Annotated in this window: 15 protein-coding genes; 8 read left to right on the top strand and 7 right to left on the bottom strand. The window is 54.7% G+C overall.

What is annotated here, in order from left to right; translation table 11 throughout:
• Nucleotides 1-4 precede the first annotated feature (4 nt).
• The 7 genes from fkpB to folA all read left to right on the top strand — a co-directional run bounded on the left by fkpB (nucleotide 5) and on the right by folA (nucleotide 9,436).
• Nucleotides 5-475: an FKBP-type peptidyl-prolyl cis-trans isomerase gene (gene fkpB / locus RCF31_RS09605; protein WP_084872576.1), complete on the top strand. Its 471-nt coding sequence runs from the start codon at nucleotides 5-7 to the stop codon at nucleotides 473-475.
• On the top strand, nucleotides 456-1,409 hold the full coding sequence (ispH, locus tag RCF31_RS09600; protein WP_416413154.1) for a 4-hydroxy-3-methylbut-2-enyl diphosphate reductase: 954 nt from the start codon (nucleotides 456-458) through the stop codon (nucleotides 1,407-1,409). Before fkpB ends, ispH begins: the two co-directional genes overlap by 20 nt.
• 205 nt (nucleotides 1,410-1,614) lie before the next feature.
• Entirely contained in the window at nucleotides 1,615-2,430 is an 816-nt protein-coding gene (gene dapB, locus RCF31_RS09595) for a 4-hydroxy-tetrahydrodipicolinate reductase (RefSeq protein ID WP_299457508.1), read from the top strand.
• 469 nt (nucleotides 2,431-2,899) lie between these two features.
• Entirely contained in the window at nucleotides 2,900-4,048 is a 1,149-nt protein-coding gene (carA, locus tag RCF31_RS09590) for a glutamine-hydrolyzing carbamoyl-phosphate synthase small subunit (protein ID WP_416413153.1), read from the top strand.
• Between the two features lie 13 nt (nucleotides 4,049-4,061).
• Entirely contained in the window at nucleotides 4,062-7,286 is a 3,225-nt protein-coding gene (gene carB / locus RCF31_RS09585; RefSeq protein ID WP_299457504.1) for a carbamoyl-phosphate synthase large subunit, read from the top strand.
• A 236-nt stretch (nucleotides 7,287-7,522) separates the two neighbouring features.
• Complete coding sequence (locus RCF31_RS09580; RefSeq protein WP_416413152.1) at nucleotides 7,523-8,665, top strand: porin; 1,143 nt, start codon at nucleotides 7,523-7,525, stop codon at nucleotides 8,663-8,665.
• A gap of 288 nt (nucleotides 8,666-8,953) precedes the next feature.
• Entirely contained in the window at nucleotides 8,954-9,436 is a 483-nt protein-coding gene (gene folA, locus RCF31_RS09575; protein ID WP_299457502.1) for a type 3 dihydrofolate reductase, read from the top strand.
• A gap of 57 nt (nucleotides 9,437-9,493) precedes the next feature.
• On the opposite strand, the gene apaH is transcribed toward folA, so the two are convergent.
• The 6 genes from apaH to lptD are packed head-to-tail and all read right to left on the bottom strand — an operon-like array spanning nucleotide 9,494 to nucleotide 16,303.
• A complete protein-coding gene (apaH, locus tag RCF31_RS09570; protein WP_299457501.1) occupies nucleotides 9,494-10,345 on the bottom strand; it encodes a bis(5'-nucleosyl)-tetraphosphatase (symmetrical) ApaH in 852 nt (283 codons plus the stop codon).
• Between the two features lie 51 nt (nucleotides 10,346-10,396).
• Complete coding sequence (gene apaG / locus RCF31_RS09565) at nucleotides 10,397-10,774, bottom strand: Co2+/Mg2+ efflux protein ApaG (RefSeq protein ID WP_084872598.1); 378 nt, start codon at nucleotides 10,772-10,774, stop codon at nucleotides 10,397-10,399.
• Nucleotides 10,775-10,778: 4 nt separating this feature from the next.
• Nucleotides 10,779-11,603: a 16S rRNA (adenine(1518)-N(6)/adenine(1519)-N(6))-dimethyltransferase RsmA gene (rsmA, locus tag RCF31_RS09560; RefSeq protein WP_084872600.1), complete on the bottom strand. Its 825-nt coding sequence runs from the start codon at nucleotides 11,601-11,603 to the stop codon at nucleotides 10,779-10,781.
• On the bottom strand, nucleotides 11,596-12,588 hold the full coding sequence (pdxA, locus tag RCF31_RS09555) for a 4-hydroxythreonine-4-phosphate dehydrogenase PdxA (protein WP_299457497.1): 993 nt from the start codon (nucleotides 12,586-12,588) through the stop codon (nucleotides 11,596-11,598). Before pdxA ends, rsmA begins: the two co-directional genes overlap by 8 nt.
• Entirely contained in the window at nucleotides 12,578-13,873 is a 1,296-nt protein-coding gene (gene surA / locus RCF31_RS09550; protein WP_299457494.1) for a peptidylprolyl isomerase SurA, read from the bottom strand. Before surA ends, pdxA begins: the two co-directional genes overlap by 11 nt.
• A gap of 54 nt (nucleotides 13,874-13,927) precedes the next feature.
• Entirely contained in the window at nucleotides 13,928-16,303 is a 2,376-nt protein-coding gene (gene lptD, locus RCF31_RS09545; protein WP_416413151.1) for an LPS assembly protein LptD, read from the bottom strand.
• A 182-nt stretch (nucleotides 16,304-16,485) separates the two neighbouring features.
• Between lptD and djlA the strand changes: the two genes are divergently transcribed.
• A complete protein-coding gene (gene djlA, locus RCF31_RS09540; RefSeq protein WP_084872607.1) occupies nucleotides 16,486-17,301 on the top strand; it encodes a co-chaperone DjlA in 816 nt (271 codons plus the stop codon).
• A 50-nt stretch (nucleotides 17,302-17,351) separates the two neighbouring features.
• Here the strand turns inward: djlA and rluA are convergent, their stop codons facing one another.
• Entirely contained in the window at nucleotides 17,352-18,011 is a 660-nt protein-coding gene (gene rluA / locus RCF31_RS09535) for a bifunctional tRNA pseudouridine(32) synthase/23S rRNA pseudouridine(746) synthase RluA (protein ID WP_084872614.1), read from the bottom strand.
• Nucleotides 18,012-18,028 lie beyond the last annotated feature (17 nt).

Here is an 18,028-nt window from a genome sequence, read left to right as displayed (position 1 = left end):
AATGATGACAGACACTGTACAGCGCGATAGCGCCCTGCTGGTGCATTTTACGCTGAAGCTGGAAGATGGCTCGACAGCGGAATCAACGCGCGCCAACGGCAAACCCGCGCTGTTTCGTCTGGGCGATGGTAGCCTGTCGGCAGCGCTGGAGCAGGAACTGCTGGGGCGTAAAGTCGGCGACAAGCACGGCTTTACCCTGGCGCCGGAGGATGCCTTTGGTGGCATCAGCCCGGACCTGATCCAATACTTCTCCCGTCGTGATTTTATCGATGCGGGAGAGCCGGAAGTCGGTGCCATTATGCTGTTCAGCGGCATGGGTGGCAGCGAGATGCCGGGGGTGATCCGTGAAATCTCTGGTGATTCGATCACTGTGGATTTCAACCATCCGCTGGCGGGGCAGCGCATTCAGTTTGAGATTGAAGTGCTGGAGATCGATCCGGTGCTGGAGGCCAGCGATGCAAATCCTGTTAGCTAACCCACGCGGTTTCTGTGCAGGCGTGGATCGCGCCATTAGTATCGTGGAGCGCGCGCTGGAAATGTACGGCGCGCCTATCTATGTTCGCCATGAAGTGGTGCATAACCGCTATGTGGTGAGCAGCCTGCGCGAGCGCGGTGCTATCTTTATCGAAGAAATCAGTGAAGTGCCGGATGATGCCATTCTCATCTTCTCTGCCCATGGCGTGTCGCAGGCGGTTCGTGCCGAAGCGAAGGCGCGTAACCTGACCATGCTGTTTGACGCCACCTGTCCGCTGGTGACCAAAGTGCATATGGAAGTGGCGCGCGCCAGCCGTAAAGGCGTTGAAGCCATCCTGATTGGCCATGCGGGGCATCCGGAAGTGGAAGGCACCATGGGGCAGTACAACAACCCCAACGGTGGCATGTATCTGGTGGAATCACCGGAAGACGTGTTTAAACTGCATGTCAAAGATGAAAGCAACCTGTGCTTTATGACCCAGACCACACTGTCGGTGGATGATACCTCCGACGTGATTGACGCGCTGCGTCAGCGTTTCCCGGCGATCATCGGTCCACGTAAAGATGATATCTGCTACGCCACCACGAATCGCCAGGAAGCGGTGCGTGTGCTGGCTCGCGACGCTGAAGTGGTGCTGGTCGTCGGGTCGAAAAACTCCTCCAACTCCAACCGTCTGGCCGAACTGGCGCAGCGTGCCGGTAAACTGGCAAAGCTGATCGATTCTGCCGACGATATTCAGGAAGAGTGGGTAAAAGGCGTGACCACCATTGGCGTGACGGCGGGTGCTTCTGCGCCGGATATTCTGGTGCAGCAGGTGATTCAGCGTCTGCGCGAGTTAGGCGGTGAAGCGGCGATCGAGCTGATTGGCCGTGAAGAAAACATCGTGTTTGAAGTGCCGAAAGAGTTGCGCGTCGACGTGCGCAACGTGCAGTAACCCCTTCCTGGTAACGGCGCGATAAATCGCGCCGTTACATCATCCGCTCAGACCTATTTCCACCTGGTGAGATTGCTTTTACTGATAATCTGACGCGGCTGGCATAAAATTCTTATTATCCCTTTTTTATTGTGGCGTGACTGTTATCTCACCGTTAACCTGTTTGCGCTTTGCATGCATAGTTTTGTATCAGGAATGAATAAATATGAGTGAAATCCGCATTGCTATTGTTGGTGCGCCGGGTCGTATGGGACGCAATTTGATTCAGGCTGCGCAGCAGGCGGAAGGCGTAGTATTAGGTGCCGCGCTGGCACGCAGCGGTTCATCGCTGATCGGCAGCGACGCCGGTGAACTGGCGGGCATCGGTAAAACCGGGGTGTTGGTCACCGCCGATTTACAGCAGGTCGTAGATGATTTTGACGTGCTGATCGACTTCACCCGCCCGGAAGGCACGCTGGAGTACCTGGCCTTCTGCCGTCAGCATCAGAAAGCGATGGTGATTGGCACCACCGGTTTTGATGAAGCCGGTAAAGCAGCGATTCGCGCGGCGGCGGAAGAGATTGGCATCGTGTTCGCCGCAAACTTCAGCGTGGGCGTAAACCTGGTGCTGGAGCTGCTGAAACAAGCGGCGAAAGTGATGGGCGATTACGCTGATATTGAAATCGTTGAAGCGCATCACCGTCACAAAGTTGATGCACCATCAGGGACGGCGCTGGCAATGGGTGAAGCGATTGCCGAAGCGATGGACTGGAAACTGGACGAGCACGCGGTCTACGCGCGTGAAGGCCATACCGGTGAGCGCAAAGCGCAGACCATCGGTTTCGCTACCGTCCGTGCAGGCGATATCGTCGGCGAGCATACCGCGATGTTTGCAGATATTGGCGAACGCGTAGAGATTACCCACAAGGCTTCCAGCCGCATGACCTTTGCAAATGGAGCTGTTAAAGCTGCTTTCTGGCTTAAAGACAAGAAATCTGGCCTTTATGATATGCGTGATGTGCTGGATTTATCGATGTTGTGAGTGTTGTGAACCATCGTGATGTGGTTATTTCAATCGGTAAGACATTGATTGAATAGGGCAATATTATTATTGCCCTTTATTTTATCTTTAAATGACGATTATGCATCTGTTTCGGTTTGAAGTGTGTTTTTTACTGTGTTTGTGATCGTTTTTCATCCTGTAAATCATCATTTTTGACCATTTGGTCAAAAATTTTCTCCCGCTAGCACCCTTTTAAGATTATTTCCGCCTCGCAACCGTTTATTTTTCCCAGTTGTCTCGCTCTTTTGTCGCTTATTGTGGATTTTAACATTCAGTTGCCCGAAAAAAGCAAAAAAATACCGTCTCAGGGTAGACAAGGTGCAGGTCGATCATTAGAATGCGCGCAATTTGCCAAAAATCGACCAGTCAGGCGGTTTTTGCATTGATTCAGGACAGTATTTTGAATTAATATGCAAATATTGTGACTGTTTATTCCCTGGAGGATGTTTTGATTAAGTCAGCGCTCTTGGTTCTGGAAGACGGAACCCAATTCCACGGTCGGGCCATCGGGGCAACGGGATCGGCAGTGGGGGAGGTCGTTTTCAACACGTCAATGACCGGTTATCAAGAAATCCTCACTGATCCCTCCTATTCCCGCCAGATCGTCACCCTCACTTATCCCCATATCGGCAATGTTGGCGCTAACGCCGCCGACGAAGAATCCAGCCAAATTCATGCTCAGGGCCTCGTTATTCGCGATCTGCCGCTGATTACCAGCAACTTCCGTAGTGAAGAAAGCCTGTCAGCCTATTTGCAGCGCAACAACATCGTCGCCATTGCCGATATCGATACCCGCAAGCTGACGCGTCTGCTACGTGAAAAAGGGGCACAGAACGGCTGCATCATCGCCGGTGACAATCCGGATGCCGCGCTGGCGTTACAAAAAGCGCAGGCGTTCCCGGGTCTGAAAGGTATGGACCTGGCAAAAGAAGTGACGACGGCTGAAACCTATGCCTGGCAGCAGGGGAGCTGGACGCTGCAGGGCGACCTGCCGGAGCAAAAATCCGCAGAAGAATTACCGTTACACGTTGTCGCCTACGATTTTGGCGCCAAGCGCAACATTCTGCGTATGCTGGTGGATCGCGGCTGCCGCCTGACGGTGGTTCCGGCGCAAACTTCGGCGGAAGAGGTACTGAAGCTGAATCCGGACGGCATTTTCCTCTCCAATGGCCCGGGTGACCCGGAGCCGTGTGACTACGCTATCAACGCGATTCAGGCTTTCCTGAATACCGACATTCCGGTATTCGGCATCTGCCTCGGCCATCAGCTGCTGGCGCTGGCGAGCGGTGCGAAGACCGTCAAAATGAAGCTGGGCCATCATGGTGGTAACCATCCGGTCAAAGATCTCGACAACAATACCGTGATGATCACCGCACAGAACCACGGTTTCGCCGTTGATGAAAGCAACTTACCGGCAAATCTGCGTGTGACCCATGTGTCACTGTTCGACCAGACCGTGCAGGGCATTCACCGTACCGATAAACCGGCCTTTAGCTTCCAGGGGCACCCGGAAGCCAGCCCAGGCCCGCACGATGCAGCACCGCTGTTCGATCACTTTATCGAACTGATCGAAGCCTACCGTTCTAACGCGAAGTAATCAGGAGCTAACGATGCCAAAACGTACAGACATAAAATCCATCCTGATCCTTGGCGCAGGTCCGATCGTTATCGGCCAGGCATGTGAATTTGACTACTCCGGTGCGCAGGCGTGTAAAGCGCTGCGTGAAGAGGGCTACCGCGTCATTCTGGTGAACTCTAACCCGGCAACCATTATGACCGACCCGGAAATGGCCGATGCTACCTATATCGAGCCGATTCACTGGGAAGTGGTACGCAAAATCATTGAAAAAGAGCGCCCGGATGCGGTGCTGCCGACCATGGGTGGCCAGACAGCGCTGAACTGTGCGCTGGAGCTGGAACGTCAGGGCGTGCTGGCAGAGTTCGGTGTGACCATGATTGGTGCCACCGCCGACGCCATTGATAAAGCCGAAGACCGCCGTCGTTTTGACGTGGCGATGAAAAGCATCGGTCTGGATACCGCGCGTTCGGGTATCGCGCACACCATGGAAGAAGCGCTGGCCGTGGCCGAAGACGTTGGCTTCCCGTGCATTATCCGTCCTTCTTTCACCATGGGCGGCACCGGTGGCGGTATCGCGTATAACCGTGAAGAATTTGAAGAGATTTGCGAACGCGGTCTGGATCTGTCGCCGACCAATGAGCTGCTGATTGACGAGTCGCTGATTGGCTGGAAAGAGTACGAGATGGAAGTGGTGCGTGATAAAAACGACAACTGCATCATCGTCTGCTCCATCGAAAACTTCGATGCGATGGGGATCCACACCGGTGACTCCATCACCGTGGCCCCGGCCCAAACCCTGACCGACAAAGAGTATCAAATCATGCGTAACGCCTCGCTGGCAGTACTGCGTGAAATCGGCGTTGAAACGGGCGGTTCCAACGTGCAGTTCTCGGTTAACCCGAAAGATGGTCGCCTGATCGTCATCGAAATGAACCCGCGTGTGTCACGTTCTTCGGCGCTGGCCTCCAAAGCAACCGGCTTCCCGATTGCTAAAGTGGCAGCGAAACTGGCGGTGGGCTTCACCCTCGACGAACTGATGAACGACATCACCGGTGGTCGTACCCCGGCCTCGTTTGAGCCGTCCATCGACTACGTTGTCACCAAGATTCCTCGTTTCAACTTCGAGAAGTTCGCGGGTGCCAACGATCGCCTGACTACCCAGATGAAATCTGTCGGTGAAGTGATGGCGATTGGCCGTACTTTCCAGGAATCGATGCAGAAAGCGCTGCGCGGTCTGGAAGTGGGTGCCAACGGTTTCGACCCGAAAGTGAACCTGGACGATGCCGAAGCACTGACCCGTATCCGTCGCGAGCTGAAGGATGCCGGTTCCGACCGTATCTGGTACATCGCGGATGCGTTCCGTGCGGGCATGTCCGTTGATGGCGTCTTCAACCTGACCAATATCGACCGCTGGTTCTTGGTGCAGATTGAAGAACTGGTTCGTCTTGAAGAGCAGGTGGCGCGTGAAGGTGTGCAGGCGTTGGACTTTGCCTTCCTGCGTGCACTGAAGCGTAAAGGTTTTGCCGACGCGCGTCTGGCAGCGTTGGCTGGCGTTGCAGAAGGTGAAATCCGTAAACTGCGTCAGCAGTTCAATCTGCACCCGGTTTATAAGCGTGTCGATACCTGTGCAGCAGAGTTCGCCACTGACACTGCTTATATGTACTCGACTTATGAAGAAGAGTGCGAAGCCAATCCGAACCAGGATCGCGACAAAATCATGGTGCTGGGCGGCGGTCCGAACCGTATCGGCCAGGGCATTGAGTTTGACTACTGCTGTGTCCATGCGGCGCTGGCGCTGCGTGAAGATGGTTTTGAGACCATCATGGTTAACTGTAACCCGGAAACTGTCTCAACTGACTACGACACCTCTGACCGTCTCTACTTCGAGCCGGTAACGCTGGAAGACGTACTCGAAATCGTGCGTATCGAGCAGCCTAAAGGCGTGATCGTGCAGTACGGTGGTCAGACTCCGCTGAAACTGGCGCGCGCGCTGGAAGCGGCAGGTGTGCCGGTTATCGGCACCAGCCCGGATGCGATTGACCGTGCGGAAGACCGTGAGCGTTTCCAGCAGGCAGTTGAGCGTCTGAACCTGAAACAACCGGCCAACGCCACCGTCAGCACGCTGGAGCAGGCGGTAGAGAAAGCGGTCGGCATCGGCTATCCGCTGGTGGTTCGCCCATCCTACGTACTGGGTGGCCGGGCGATGGAAATTGTTTACGACGAAATTGACCTGAAGCGCTACTTCCAGACGGCGGTATCAGTTTCTAATGATGCACCAGTACTGCTGGACCGTTTCCTCGACGACGCGGTAGAAGTGGATGTGGATGCGATTTGCGACGGTGAGCGTGTGCTGATTGGCGGCATCATGGAACACATCGAGCAGGCAGGCGTGCACTCCGGTGACTCAGCCTGTTCACTGCCGGCTTACACCCTGAATGCTGATATCCAGAACGTGATGCGTCAGCAGGTGGAAAAACTGGCGTTCGAACTGAACGTGCGTGGTCTGATGAACGTGCAGTTCGCGGTGAAGGACAACGAGGTTTACCTGATTGAAGTGAACCCGCGTGCGGCACGTACCGTACCGTTCGTCTCTAAAGCGACCGGTGTCCCACTGGCGAAAGTGGCAGCGCGTGTGATGGCCGGTAAAACGCTGGCTGAGCAGGGCGTCACCAAAGAGGTGATTCCGCCGTACTACTCCGTGAAAGAAGTGGTGCTGCCGTTCAATAAATTCCAGGGCGTTGACCCGATCCTCGGCCCGGAAATGCGTTCTACCGGTGAGGTGATGGGTGTTGGTCGTACCTTCGCTGAAGCCTTCGCTAAAGCGATGCTGGGTGCGCAGAGCAACATGAAGAAATCAGGCCGTGCATTGCTGTCGGTACGTGAAGGCGATAAGAAGCGTATCGTTGACCTCGCTGCGAAACTGCTGAAGTTTGGTTTCGAGCTGGACGCGACGCATGGAACGGCAGTGGTGCTGGGTGAAGCCGGGATTAACCCGCGCCTGGTGAACAAGGTGCACGAGGGCCGTCCGCATATTCAGGATCGCCTGAAGAACGGTGAGTACACCTATATCGTTAACACCACCGCAGGTCGTCAGGCGATTGAAGATTCCAAACTGATTCGCCGCAGTGCGCTGCAATACAAAGTTCACTACGACACTACCCTGAACGGCGGTTTTGCCACCGCGATGGCGCTGAACGCAGATCCAACCGAGAAGGTGATTTCGGTGCAGGAAATGCATGCGCAAATCAATGGTTGATCTCTGAACGTTTGTTACAAATAACGGCTCCGAAAGGGGCCGTTTTTTTCGCTATTGTTAATCGGTGCATAACATTAGTTTATGACAATATTATGATTTTAAGAATTTTTAGCGCCTGATGCTCTTTATATTGCCTACACATTTATTAGCACGAATTTATAAATAGAAAGCGATACCGCTAGCCTTAGTATTCCAGTCGCTCATCTTTTCGAGCTTAACTGGGATCGATATAAAAAATGAAAATGCGTGCTTTCACTCTCACCGCCATTGCTGCGCTGGTCGCAGCGGCGCCACTCGCCAGCCAGGCTGAAGTTACTCTTCTGAAGGCGGATCCGCAGGCTAACGATCCGCTTAGCCGTCTTACCTTCCAGGTCGGCGGCAGTATTCGTCCGCAGTTCCAGCATCAAGCCGGCGTAAGCGACCAATCTTACAAGCGTAATGGCTATGACGGCGGTTCCCGTTTCCGTTTCACCGCCAATTACTACCTGTTTGATGATGTAAGTTGGGTAGGTTACTACGAGCTGGGCGTTAACTTCCCGGCGTGGTGGGGCTGGGATAATCACTATGCCGACGGTGCGAACAACACCACCCGCCGTCAACTGTATACCGGCTTCAAGAGTGCCACCTGGGGTCAGCTGACTTTCGGTCAGCAGAACAGCGTCTACTATGATGTGGTCGGTGTGAAAACCGATATCTGGGACTACGATATGCTGGCCCAGGCACCGGGTAATGGTGTCAACGGTGACTACGACGGCTCCTACCGTGCGCGTAAACAGCTGAAATACAAAAACACCTTTGGCAAGGTTGATGTTTATGCATCATACCTGTTCAGTGACGATGATCTGTTGCGTGGCAACTACCTGCGTTACAAACGTAAAGGCGGCGGCTCGCTGGGTGCGGATTACCACATCACCAAAGACCTGACCTGGGGTACTGCGTGGAACTACACGCGTGCTGAAATGCGTAACACTTCAACGGGTGATGACAAAAATTACAACCAGAACATCTACGGTACGGCGCTGAGCTGGACACCGGACAACTGGACGCTGTCTGCTGGCGTTGGTTACTATCAGAACTTCCTGACCACACATAAATCAACGGTTCATAACTACTTCGCCGGTGATGCATGGGGCGTGGAATACTTTGCGGGTTATAAATTCCCGATTGGTCAGTATGCGGTCAAATCCATTCAGCCGTACTTTATGGGTGACCGTCTGCAATACGTTAATGACCGTGACTACCAGCGTATCGACAATGGTGTAGGTGTCTCGTTCCAGCTCGACTACGGCTTCCGTGTTGACTATGAATATGTGATCACTTCCAGCACTGACAAATCACTGGGTAACATGAATCTGGTGCGTCTGCGCTACGATTTCTAACCCTGTTAAAACGGCTCCCGCGGGAGCCGTTTTCAATTGTCGCACGCAGTGCGCATTTCTTTACACGCCTGTACACGCCAGATCGTCTTTTCACGCTGCCTTGTGCCGTTTCACCACCCATTTATGGCGCCTCTTTCGGAAAATGGTGAGAAAAGCGGTGTAAAACTCTGTCCAATAACAAAAATGCGGTGGCAAAGGAGCTTTACGTAAATAGCGACTTCACCCTATCGACGAAAGTTTCGCCTTTACGTATGATGGCGCCAATTTTTTTCCTGTAGGTCTTTTAACATGATTAGTCTGATCGCGGCACTGGCAGCGGATCGCATCATCGGTATGGAAAATGCCATGCCCTGGAACCTGGCGGCTGATTTGGCCTGGTTCAAACGTAACACCCTGAATAAGCCCGTGATTATGGGGCGTCTGACTTTTGAATCTATTGGCCGTCCGTTACCGGGACGTCTGAATATTGTGGTCAGCAGCCAGCCGGGCACCCATGATGGCGTGACCTGGGTGACGTCACTGGAAGATGCGGTCAATGCCGCGGGTGATGCTGAAGAGGTGATGGTGATTGGTGGTGGGCGTATTTATGAGCAGATGCTGCCGCGCGCCGATCGTCTCTATCTCACCCACATTGACGCTGAAGTGGAAGGCGACACGCAATTCCCGGACTACGAACCGGATGAATGGCAGTCAACCTTCAGTGAATTCCATGATGCCGACGCCCAGAACTCACACAGTTACTGCTTCGAAATTCTGGAACGCCGCCGTTAATTAACGGCAGGTCGGTTTATCGCGCGGATTACACAAGACGCGCGATAAATCGCGCCGCTACGGATGCGGATGGGTTGCGCTCTGCGCCATCGCCTGTTCGCGGTTGGAGTGCTGGACGTAATATTGCTGCGTTTCCCAGTGCAACAACGTTAGCGTGCCACCCCAGCAGCAGCCGGTATCAAGACCGATAATCCCTTCCGGTGTACCTTTGCCTTCCAGCGATGCCCAGTGACCAAACACCACGGTGTAATCCTGTGCTACCGGACTTGGGATCTTAAACCAGGGCTTGAGCGGGGGTGGGGCAGATTCCGGCGTATCTTTGCAGATCATATCCAGCTGGCCATTCGGGAAGCAGAAACGCATACGCGTCAGCGCGTTGGTGCTGAAACGCAGGCGCGACAGCCCACTCAGTTCTGGCGTCCAGTTATTCGGCATATCGCCATACATGGCGTCGAGGAACAGCGGATAACTGTCGCTGGAGAGCACCGCTTCAACTTCGCGCGCGCACATTTTTGCCGTCGCCAGATCCCACTGCGGCGTGATACCCGCATGTGCCATCACCAGCTTTTTCTCTTCATCCACCTGCAACAATGGCTGGCGACGCAGCCAGTTGATCAACTCATCGGCATCATCAGCTTCCAGCAGGGGAGTCAGGCGATCTTTTGGTTTATTGCGGCTGATACCGGCGAACACCGCCAGCAGATGCAGGTCGTGGTTGCCCAGCACCAGCCGCACGCAATCCCCCAGCGATTTCACATAGCGCAGTACGTCGAGAGAGCCGGGGCCGCGGGCCACCAGGTCACCGGTCAGCCACAGGGTATCCTGTTGCGGATCGAAATCAACCTGTGCCAAAAGGGCACGAAGCTCGTCGTAACAGCCGTGAATATCGCCAATCAGGTATGTACTCATTACGTCAGTCCGGTTAAAACGCGCCGCCCGGATGGACCGGGCGGAGAAGGATTAGTGGATGTGGGTTTGTACCGCAAGCCGGAATACCGGGATCTCGACAAAGAACTCTTCACCTTCCTCGTCGATCATCACGTAGTGGCCTTGCATGGTGCCCATCGGCGTTTCAAGGATCGCGCCGCTGGTATATTGAAATTCGTTGCCCGGGGCGATATGAGGCTGCTCGCCAACCACACCTTCGCCCTGAACTTCCGTCTGACGGCCATTACCGTTGGTGATCAACCAGTATCGGCCGCGCAGCTGGACGCTGTTGCGTCCCAGATTGCGGATGGTGATGGTGTAGGCAAACACGTAGCGCTCCTCGTCAGGTGACGATTGCGACTCCACATACAGGCTTTGTACCTGGATACAGACGCGGGCCAGTTCACTCATGCACTCAGTTCTCCGGGGTTGCTGCCTGATGATTGCCAAGCCAGTTGGCCAGTTGACAATACTGCGCCACCGAGACGTTTTCTGCACGCAGGGTCGCATCAATATTCAGTGCATCCAGCGCACCCGCAGTAAACAGGTGACTCAGGCTATTGCGCAGCGTTTTACGGCGCTGACCAAAGGCTTCAGTCGTAATGCGGCTGAGCAGACGCACATCACTGACCGGATGTTGCGGCTGGGTAAAAGGCACCAGGCGTACCACCGCAGAGTCCACTTTGGGCGGTGGTGTGAAAGATTGTGGCGGCACTTCCAGCACCGGAATCACCTGACAATAATACTGCGCCATCACGCTGAGTCGACCATAGGCTTTGCTGCCCGGTCCGGCCACCAGACGATTGACCACTTCTTTCTGCAGCATGAAGTGCATGTCTTTAATCGAACCAGTATAGCTGAAAAGGTGGAACATCAGCGGGGTGGAAATGTTGTACGGCAGGTTGCCAAAAACACGCAACGGCTGGCCTTTCTCCTGCGCCAGCGCAGAGAAATCAAAGGTCATCGCATCCTGCTGGAAGATGGTCAGTTTAGGACCGAGGAACGGATGCGTTTGCAAACGTGCGGCAAGGTCGCGGTCCAGTTCCACCACGGTCAGTGCATCCAGACGCTCGCCCACCGGCTCAGTCAATGCGCCAAGGCCAGGGCCTATCTCCACCAGGGCTTCACCTTTTTGCGGATGAATGGCGGAGACGATGCTGTCGATAATGTACTGATCGTTCAGGAAGTTTTGCCCGAAACGTTTACGGGCGTAATGCCCCTGATGGACGCGATTATTCATTACTGCTCTTGATCATAGTGATGGCGAGGTTAAGCGCCGTAATAAAGCTGCCCGGTTCCGCCTGGCCCAGTCCGGCCAGTTCCAGCGCGGTACCGTGGTCAACGGAGGTACGGATAAAGGGCAGGCCCAGCGTGATATTCACCGCACGGCCAAACCCCTGAAATTTTAGCACTGGCAGGCCCTGATCGTGATACATCGCCAGTACCGCATCCGCATGTTGCAGATATTTGGGCTGGAACAGGGTGTCAGCGGGGAGCGGGCCGGTCAACTGGATGCCTTGCTGGCGTAATTCGTCCAGCGCCGGAATGAGGGTATCGATCTCTTCGCGGCCCATATGGCCGCCTTCGCCCGCGTGCGGATTCAGGCCGCAGACGAAAATATGCGGATTCGGCAGACCGAATTTCTGCTGCATATCGCGATGCAAAATGGTGATCACTTCATGCAGGCTGTCACGGGTGATGGCTGCCGAGACATCTTTGAGCGGCAAATGGGTGGTCGCCAGCGCTACCCGAAGCTCTTCGGTCGCCAGCATCATCACCACGCGATCACCGCCAGCGCGATCGGCAAAAAACTCGGTATGCCCGGTAAAGGGGATACCGGCATCGTTGATCACACCTTTGTGCACCGGACCGGTAATCAGGGCGGCAAATTCGCCATTCAGACAACCGTCACAGGCGCGCGCCAGGGTTTCCAGCACGTAGTGGCTGTTGGCGACCGTCAACTCACCGGGGGTGACAGGCTGGGCGGTATCGACCTGTAACAGCGTCAGCGAACCGGCCTGCTGCGGCTGGGGCGCGACACCGGGCTGGTAATCGCGCAGCGTCAGCGGTAAACCCAGCTGTGCCGCGCGGCGACGCAACAGCTCGCCGTCGGCACACACCACCAGTTCAACTGGCCAGTCACGCTGGGCCAGTTGCACGGTTAAATCAGGACCAATCCCGGCAGGCTCGCCGGGAGTGATCACCACACGATAATTACTGACCATTGTTATCCAGAATCTTCACGTAAGCACTGGCGCGCTGTTCCTGCATCCAGGTTTGCGCTTCTTCCGTGAATTTACGGTTAAACAGCATACGATAGGCACGTTCTTTCTGCGCGGCGTCAGTTTTATCAACCTGACGGGTATCCAGCAGCTGAATCAGGTGCCAGCCAAACGACGAGTGAACCGGCTGGCTGGTCTGGCCTTTCTGCAGACGCATTAACGCATCGCGGAATGCCGGATCAAACGCTTCCGGAGAGGTCCAGCCCAGATCGCCACCCTGGTTCGCTGAACCCGGGTCGTCCGAATATTGTTTGGCTGCCGCTGCGAAAGTGGTCTTACCGCTGCGAATATCAGCGGCGATCTCTTCCAGCTTAGCGCGTGCCTGGTCGTCAGTCAGGATCGGTGACGGTTTCAGCAGGATATGACGCGCATGCACCTCGGTGACGGAGATGTTTTTGCTCTCACCGCGCAGATCGTTCACTTTCAGGATATGGAAGCCAACGCCTGAGCGGATAGGACCGACCACATCACCTTTCTTCGCGGTTGCCAGTGCCTGAGAGAACAGGGTCGGCAGCTCTTCAATTTTGGCCCAACCCATATTGCCGCCTTTCAGCGCCTGCGGATCAGCAGAATAGGTCACCGCCAGCTTGCCGAAGTCAGCGCCTTTTTTCAGTTCACCCACCAGCTGATGAGCCAGTGCTTCCTGATCATCAACCTGTTTCTGCGTGGGGTTTTCCGGCAGCGGCAGCAGGATCTGGCTCACGTTCAACTCAGTACCCTGGGTGTTCTGTGAACCCACCTGCTTCGCCAGCGTATCCACTTCCTGCGGCAGAATGGTGACGCGACGACGGACTTCATTGTTACGTACTTCAGAGATCATCATCTCTTTACGGATCTGCGCACGGTACTCGTTGTAGTTAATACCGTCGTAGGCGATGCGGCTGCGCAGTTGATCAAGGGTCATATGGTTCTGCGCGGCGATGTTCTGGATCGCTTCATCCAGCTGCTGATCGCTGATCTGCAGGCCCGCTTTTTCACCCATTTGCAGAATGATGCTATCCATGATCTGGCGTTCAAGGATCTGATGACGCAGGGTGTTGTCATCCGGCAGTTGCTGATGGGCCTGCTGTGCCTGTGCTTTCACTGTGCGCAGCATACTATCAACATCACTCTCCAGCACCACGCCGTTATTCACCACGGCGGCAACTTTGTCTACCATTTGCGGGGCTGCGAACGCGGTGTTAGCGACAACCGCCACACCAAGAATCAGCATTCTCCAGTTCTTCATACTTTATCCATTGTTGTTTCCGCACTGCGGGATAGCCTGTCAAACATCACAACATCAGAAACCCTGCTGGTAAGGGATAATGCCCTGACGCAGCATTTGATGGGTGCCTAAGCCATAGTCGGAGCTAAGGCCACGTAGCTCAATGTTGAATGAGATTTGGTTGTCATACTTACTTTCGTTGTTTTCCCAACCGTTGATTTTGCGCTCGTAGCCAAGACGGATCGCGTAGCAGCAGGAGCTATACTGCAGGCCCAGCAACTGATCAGCCGGTTTGCTGTTGCGGGTGTCGTAGTAATACGCACCCACCAGCGACCAGGCATCAGCAATCGGCCAGCTGGCAGTAGCACCCACCTGGGATATCCCGTTTTTATAGATCGGGTTAGTCAGCAGACTTGAATCATTCAGCGCCTGCGCCACGTATTCCGGGCTGCTGTAGCGGTAGCTCAGCTGCACCATACGGTCGGCGTCCTGACGATACTCCAGCACCGCATTGCCCTGCGCTACGTTATCAAGGCGGGTATCGTATTGCAGCCCGCCACGCACGGCCCAGCGATCGCTTACTTTCCAGTAAGTGTCACCGGCCCAGATCAGGCTGCCGGTGTCATCTTCATCACTGGTCTGGTTAACACCAGTCCGCGATGGGGTAAACGAGTAGATTTGACCTACAGAAACGTTAAAACGTTCAACCAGATCGTTATCATAAATTCGGGTGGTGACACCGGTTGCCACCTGATTGGCTGAAGCGATGCGATCGAGGCCACTGTAGGTGCGATCGCGGAACAGACCGGTGTAGTCGGTTTGCAGCAGCGTTGAGTCATACGGGTAGATACTGCTCTGGTCACGGTACGGAATATAGAGGTACTGTACGCGCGGTTCCAGCGTCTGGGTGTAGCCCTCAGCCCAGTCCATATCGCGGTCAAACACCAAACGCCCGTCCACTTTAAACTGTGGCAGCGTGCGGTTGACGGAATCTTTCAGCAAACCGCTGGCGGTGCGATCGTATGATGCGCTGTTGTAATAATCGAGGCCGTCCTGCTGGTAATGCGTGGCGAGGAATTTGGCTTCGGTATCCAGACTGGCCCAGCCATTCGACAACGGCAGATCCAGCGTCGGTTCGATATGCAGACGCGTCGCTTCTGGCATCCGGCTATTGACGTTGGTGAATTTCACCGCCTGCGCATAAATACGTCCATCAAACGGCCCGATATCGTTCTGATAGAAATTCAGATCGAGCTGCGGCATCGCGCGGTAAACGTTGCTGGTACTGGTGCTGCCAAAGACCTGGAAGTCTTTGGTAGAAAGTGTTGCGTCCCAGTTAGTATCCGCATAGCCTACGCTGAATTTCTGCGTCGCATAGCCATCAGTGGAGCTGTAGTACTTCGACGTGAGATCGGTGAAGTAGTAAGGATCGCTGACTTTGGTGTAGTCGGCGTTGAAGCGCCAGTGTTGATCGTAAACACCCGCGTGACGCCAGTAGAACAGCCAGCGATCGGAGCTGGCATCCTGCGAAATGCCGCGCACCGCTTTATCGTTATCGTACTGTTTGTCTGATGGCAGATAATCGAATTCCATCAAACCGCCACCGAAGTCGCTCAGATAACGGAATTCGTTCTGCAACTGCATGCCGCGCTTACTCATGTAGTGCGGCGTAATGGTGGCATCCGCCTGCGGCGCAATGTTCCAGTAATACGGCAGCATGAACTCGAAGCCATTAGTGCTGCTGTATTTTGCGTTAGGGATCAGGAAACCGGAACGACGACGATCGCCAATCGGCAGCTGCATATATGGGCTGTAGAACACCGGCACATTGCCCAGTTTGAAGCGCGCGTTCCAGATCTCCGCCACTTCTTCCTGGCGGTCCTGAATCACTTCAGAACCGACCACGCTCCAGCTATTGGAGCCAGGCAGGCACGAGGTAAAGCTGCCGTTTTCGAGGATGGTATAACGATTGTCGCCGCGCAGTTTCATCTGGTCAGCATCACCACGCCCCTGACGACCCACCATTTGATAGGTGCCGTTCCAGACGTTGGTGTCTTTGGTGTTCAGATTTGACCAGGCTTTCGGACCTTTCAGGATGACCTGATTGTCGTCGTAGTGCACATTACCCAACGCATCAACAGTACGCACCGGCGTCGTTTCCCCATCCTGCTGGCGCTGATGCAGCTGAACTTCGTCGGCATTCAGGCGGCTGTTACCCTGCTGTACATCGACATTGCCGGTGAACACCGCGTCGTTGGGATAGTTCCCTTTAGAGGTGTCAGAATGAATCGTGACGGGCAGCGAGTTCGTGTCTTTACTCTCCACCAACGGGCGGTTAAAGCTCGGCACGCCCAGCATACACTGCGACATTAAGTCGTCGGCCAGTGAATACTGACTGTATAACGCTGCACCAATCATGGTAGCCAGCACGGTAGGTATACGTTTTTTCATACGCGGTTTCGATAATTCCATGAAAACTGGCATCATGCCGACAATCCGGTCAGAGACTAACTTACTGCCCGGCGTTGCGCCAGTGTTAATCCTTGTCTGTCCGCGTTGCCGTTAGGCGCTGAGATAAATGACAGGTATGATAATGCAATTTTCAGCCGCAAGCATGGCGAATTGAGGAGTTTATGCGCTACTGGGGAAAAGTAATTGGTCTGGCTTTGGGCTTGCTATCCGGGCTGGGCTTTTGGGGCATCGTACTGGGTCTCATCATTGGCCATATGTTTGATAAAGTGCGCAGCGTTAAAGGGCAAGGCTATTTCGCCAACAACCAGACCCGCCAGACACTGTTTTTTAGCACCACTTTTCAGGTGATGGGCCATTTGACCAAGTCAAAAGGGCGTGTCACCGAAGCGGATATTCAGATTGCTTCCTTGCTGATGGACCGGATGCAACTGCATGGCGATGCGCGTACCGCCGCACAGCGAGCTTTCCGCGAAGGGAAACAGGGTGACTATCCGTTACGCAATAAATTGCGTGAACTGCGCAGTGCCTGTTTTGGTCGTTTTGATCTGATTCGGATGTTTCTGGAAATTCAGATTCAGGCGGCGTTTGCCGATGGTTCGCTGCATCCGAATGAGCGGCAGGTGTTGTACGTTATCGCTGAGGAGCTGGGCATTTCGCGGATGCAGTTTGACCAGTTCCTGCGCATGATGGAAGGCGGCCAGCAATTTGGCGGTGGCGGTTCTTCTTACAGTGGTGGGGGATTCCAGCAGGCCAAACGGGGTCCGACGCTGGAAGATGCCTGTAGCGTGCTGGGTGTGAAAAGCAGTGACGACAGCACCACCATTAAACGTGCTTACCGTAAGCTGATGTCGGAACATCATCCGGATAAACTGGTGGCGAAAGGGCTGCCGCCGGAGATGATGGAGATGGCAAAGCAGAAAGCGCAGGAAATTCAGGCGGCTTACGATCTGATTCGTAAGGAAAAGGGATTTAAATAAATCCCTTTTCGACTGTAGCGGCGCGATAAATCGCGCCGCTACGACAACGGTCAGAAGTCAGCTGGCTGGCGAAACGTCATGCTGTTACCAAACGCCGGATGGGTAATGGTGAGCGACTCAGCATGCAGCAGCAGGCGCGGAGCCATTGCCAGCGCTTCCGGTGGCGCATAGAAGCGGTCACCGAGAATCGGATGCCCCAGCGCCAGCAGATGCACGCGCAGCTGGTGCGAGCGTCCGGTGATGGGCTTCAGCGCCACGCGCGCGCTGTTATCCGCGTCATACGCCAATACCTGATATTCCGTCTGCGCCGGTTTTCCCGTCTCGAAACACACCTTTTGCTTTGGCCGGTTCGGCCAGTCACAAATCAGCGGCAGATCGATTAACCCTTTCTCCTGTGCCGGGTGGCCCCAGACGCGCGCGACATATTGTTTGGCGGGTTCGCGTTCGCGGAACTGGCGCTTCAGCTCACGTTCCGCAGCTTTGTTCAGTGCCACCACGATCACGCCGCTGGTGGCCATGTCCAGACGATGCACCGATTCAGCCTGTGGATAATCGCGCTGGATGCGCGTCATCACGCTGTCTTTGTGCTCATCGAGGCGGCCCGGCACCGACAGCAAACCACTCGGCTTGTTGACCACCATAATGTGGTCGTCCTGATACAGGATATGCAGCCAGGGTTCGAGCGGTGGGTTATAAGGTTCCATCAGCAGTTCCGTAAGGGGCCTGA

This window comes from Pantoea sp. App145 (assembly GCF_047947045.1).
Taxonomy (GTDB): domain Bacteria; phylum Pseudomonadota; class Gammaproteobacteria; order Enterobacterales; family Enterobacteriaceae; genus Pantoea.
This window is presented reverse-complemented; position numbering and strand designations above follow the sequence as displayed.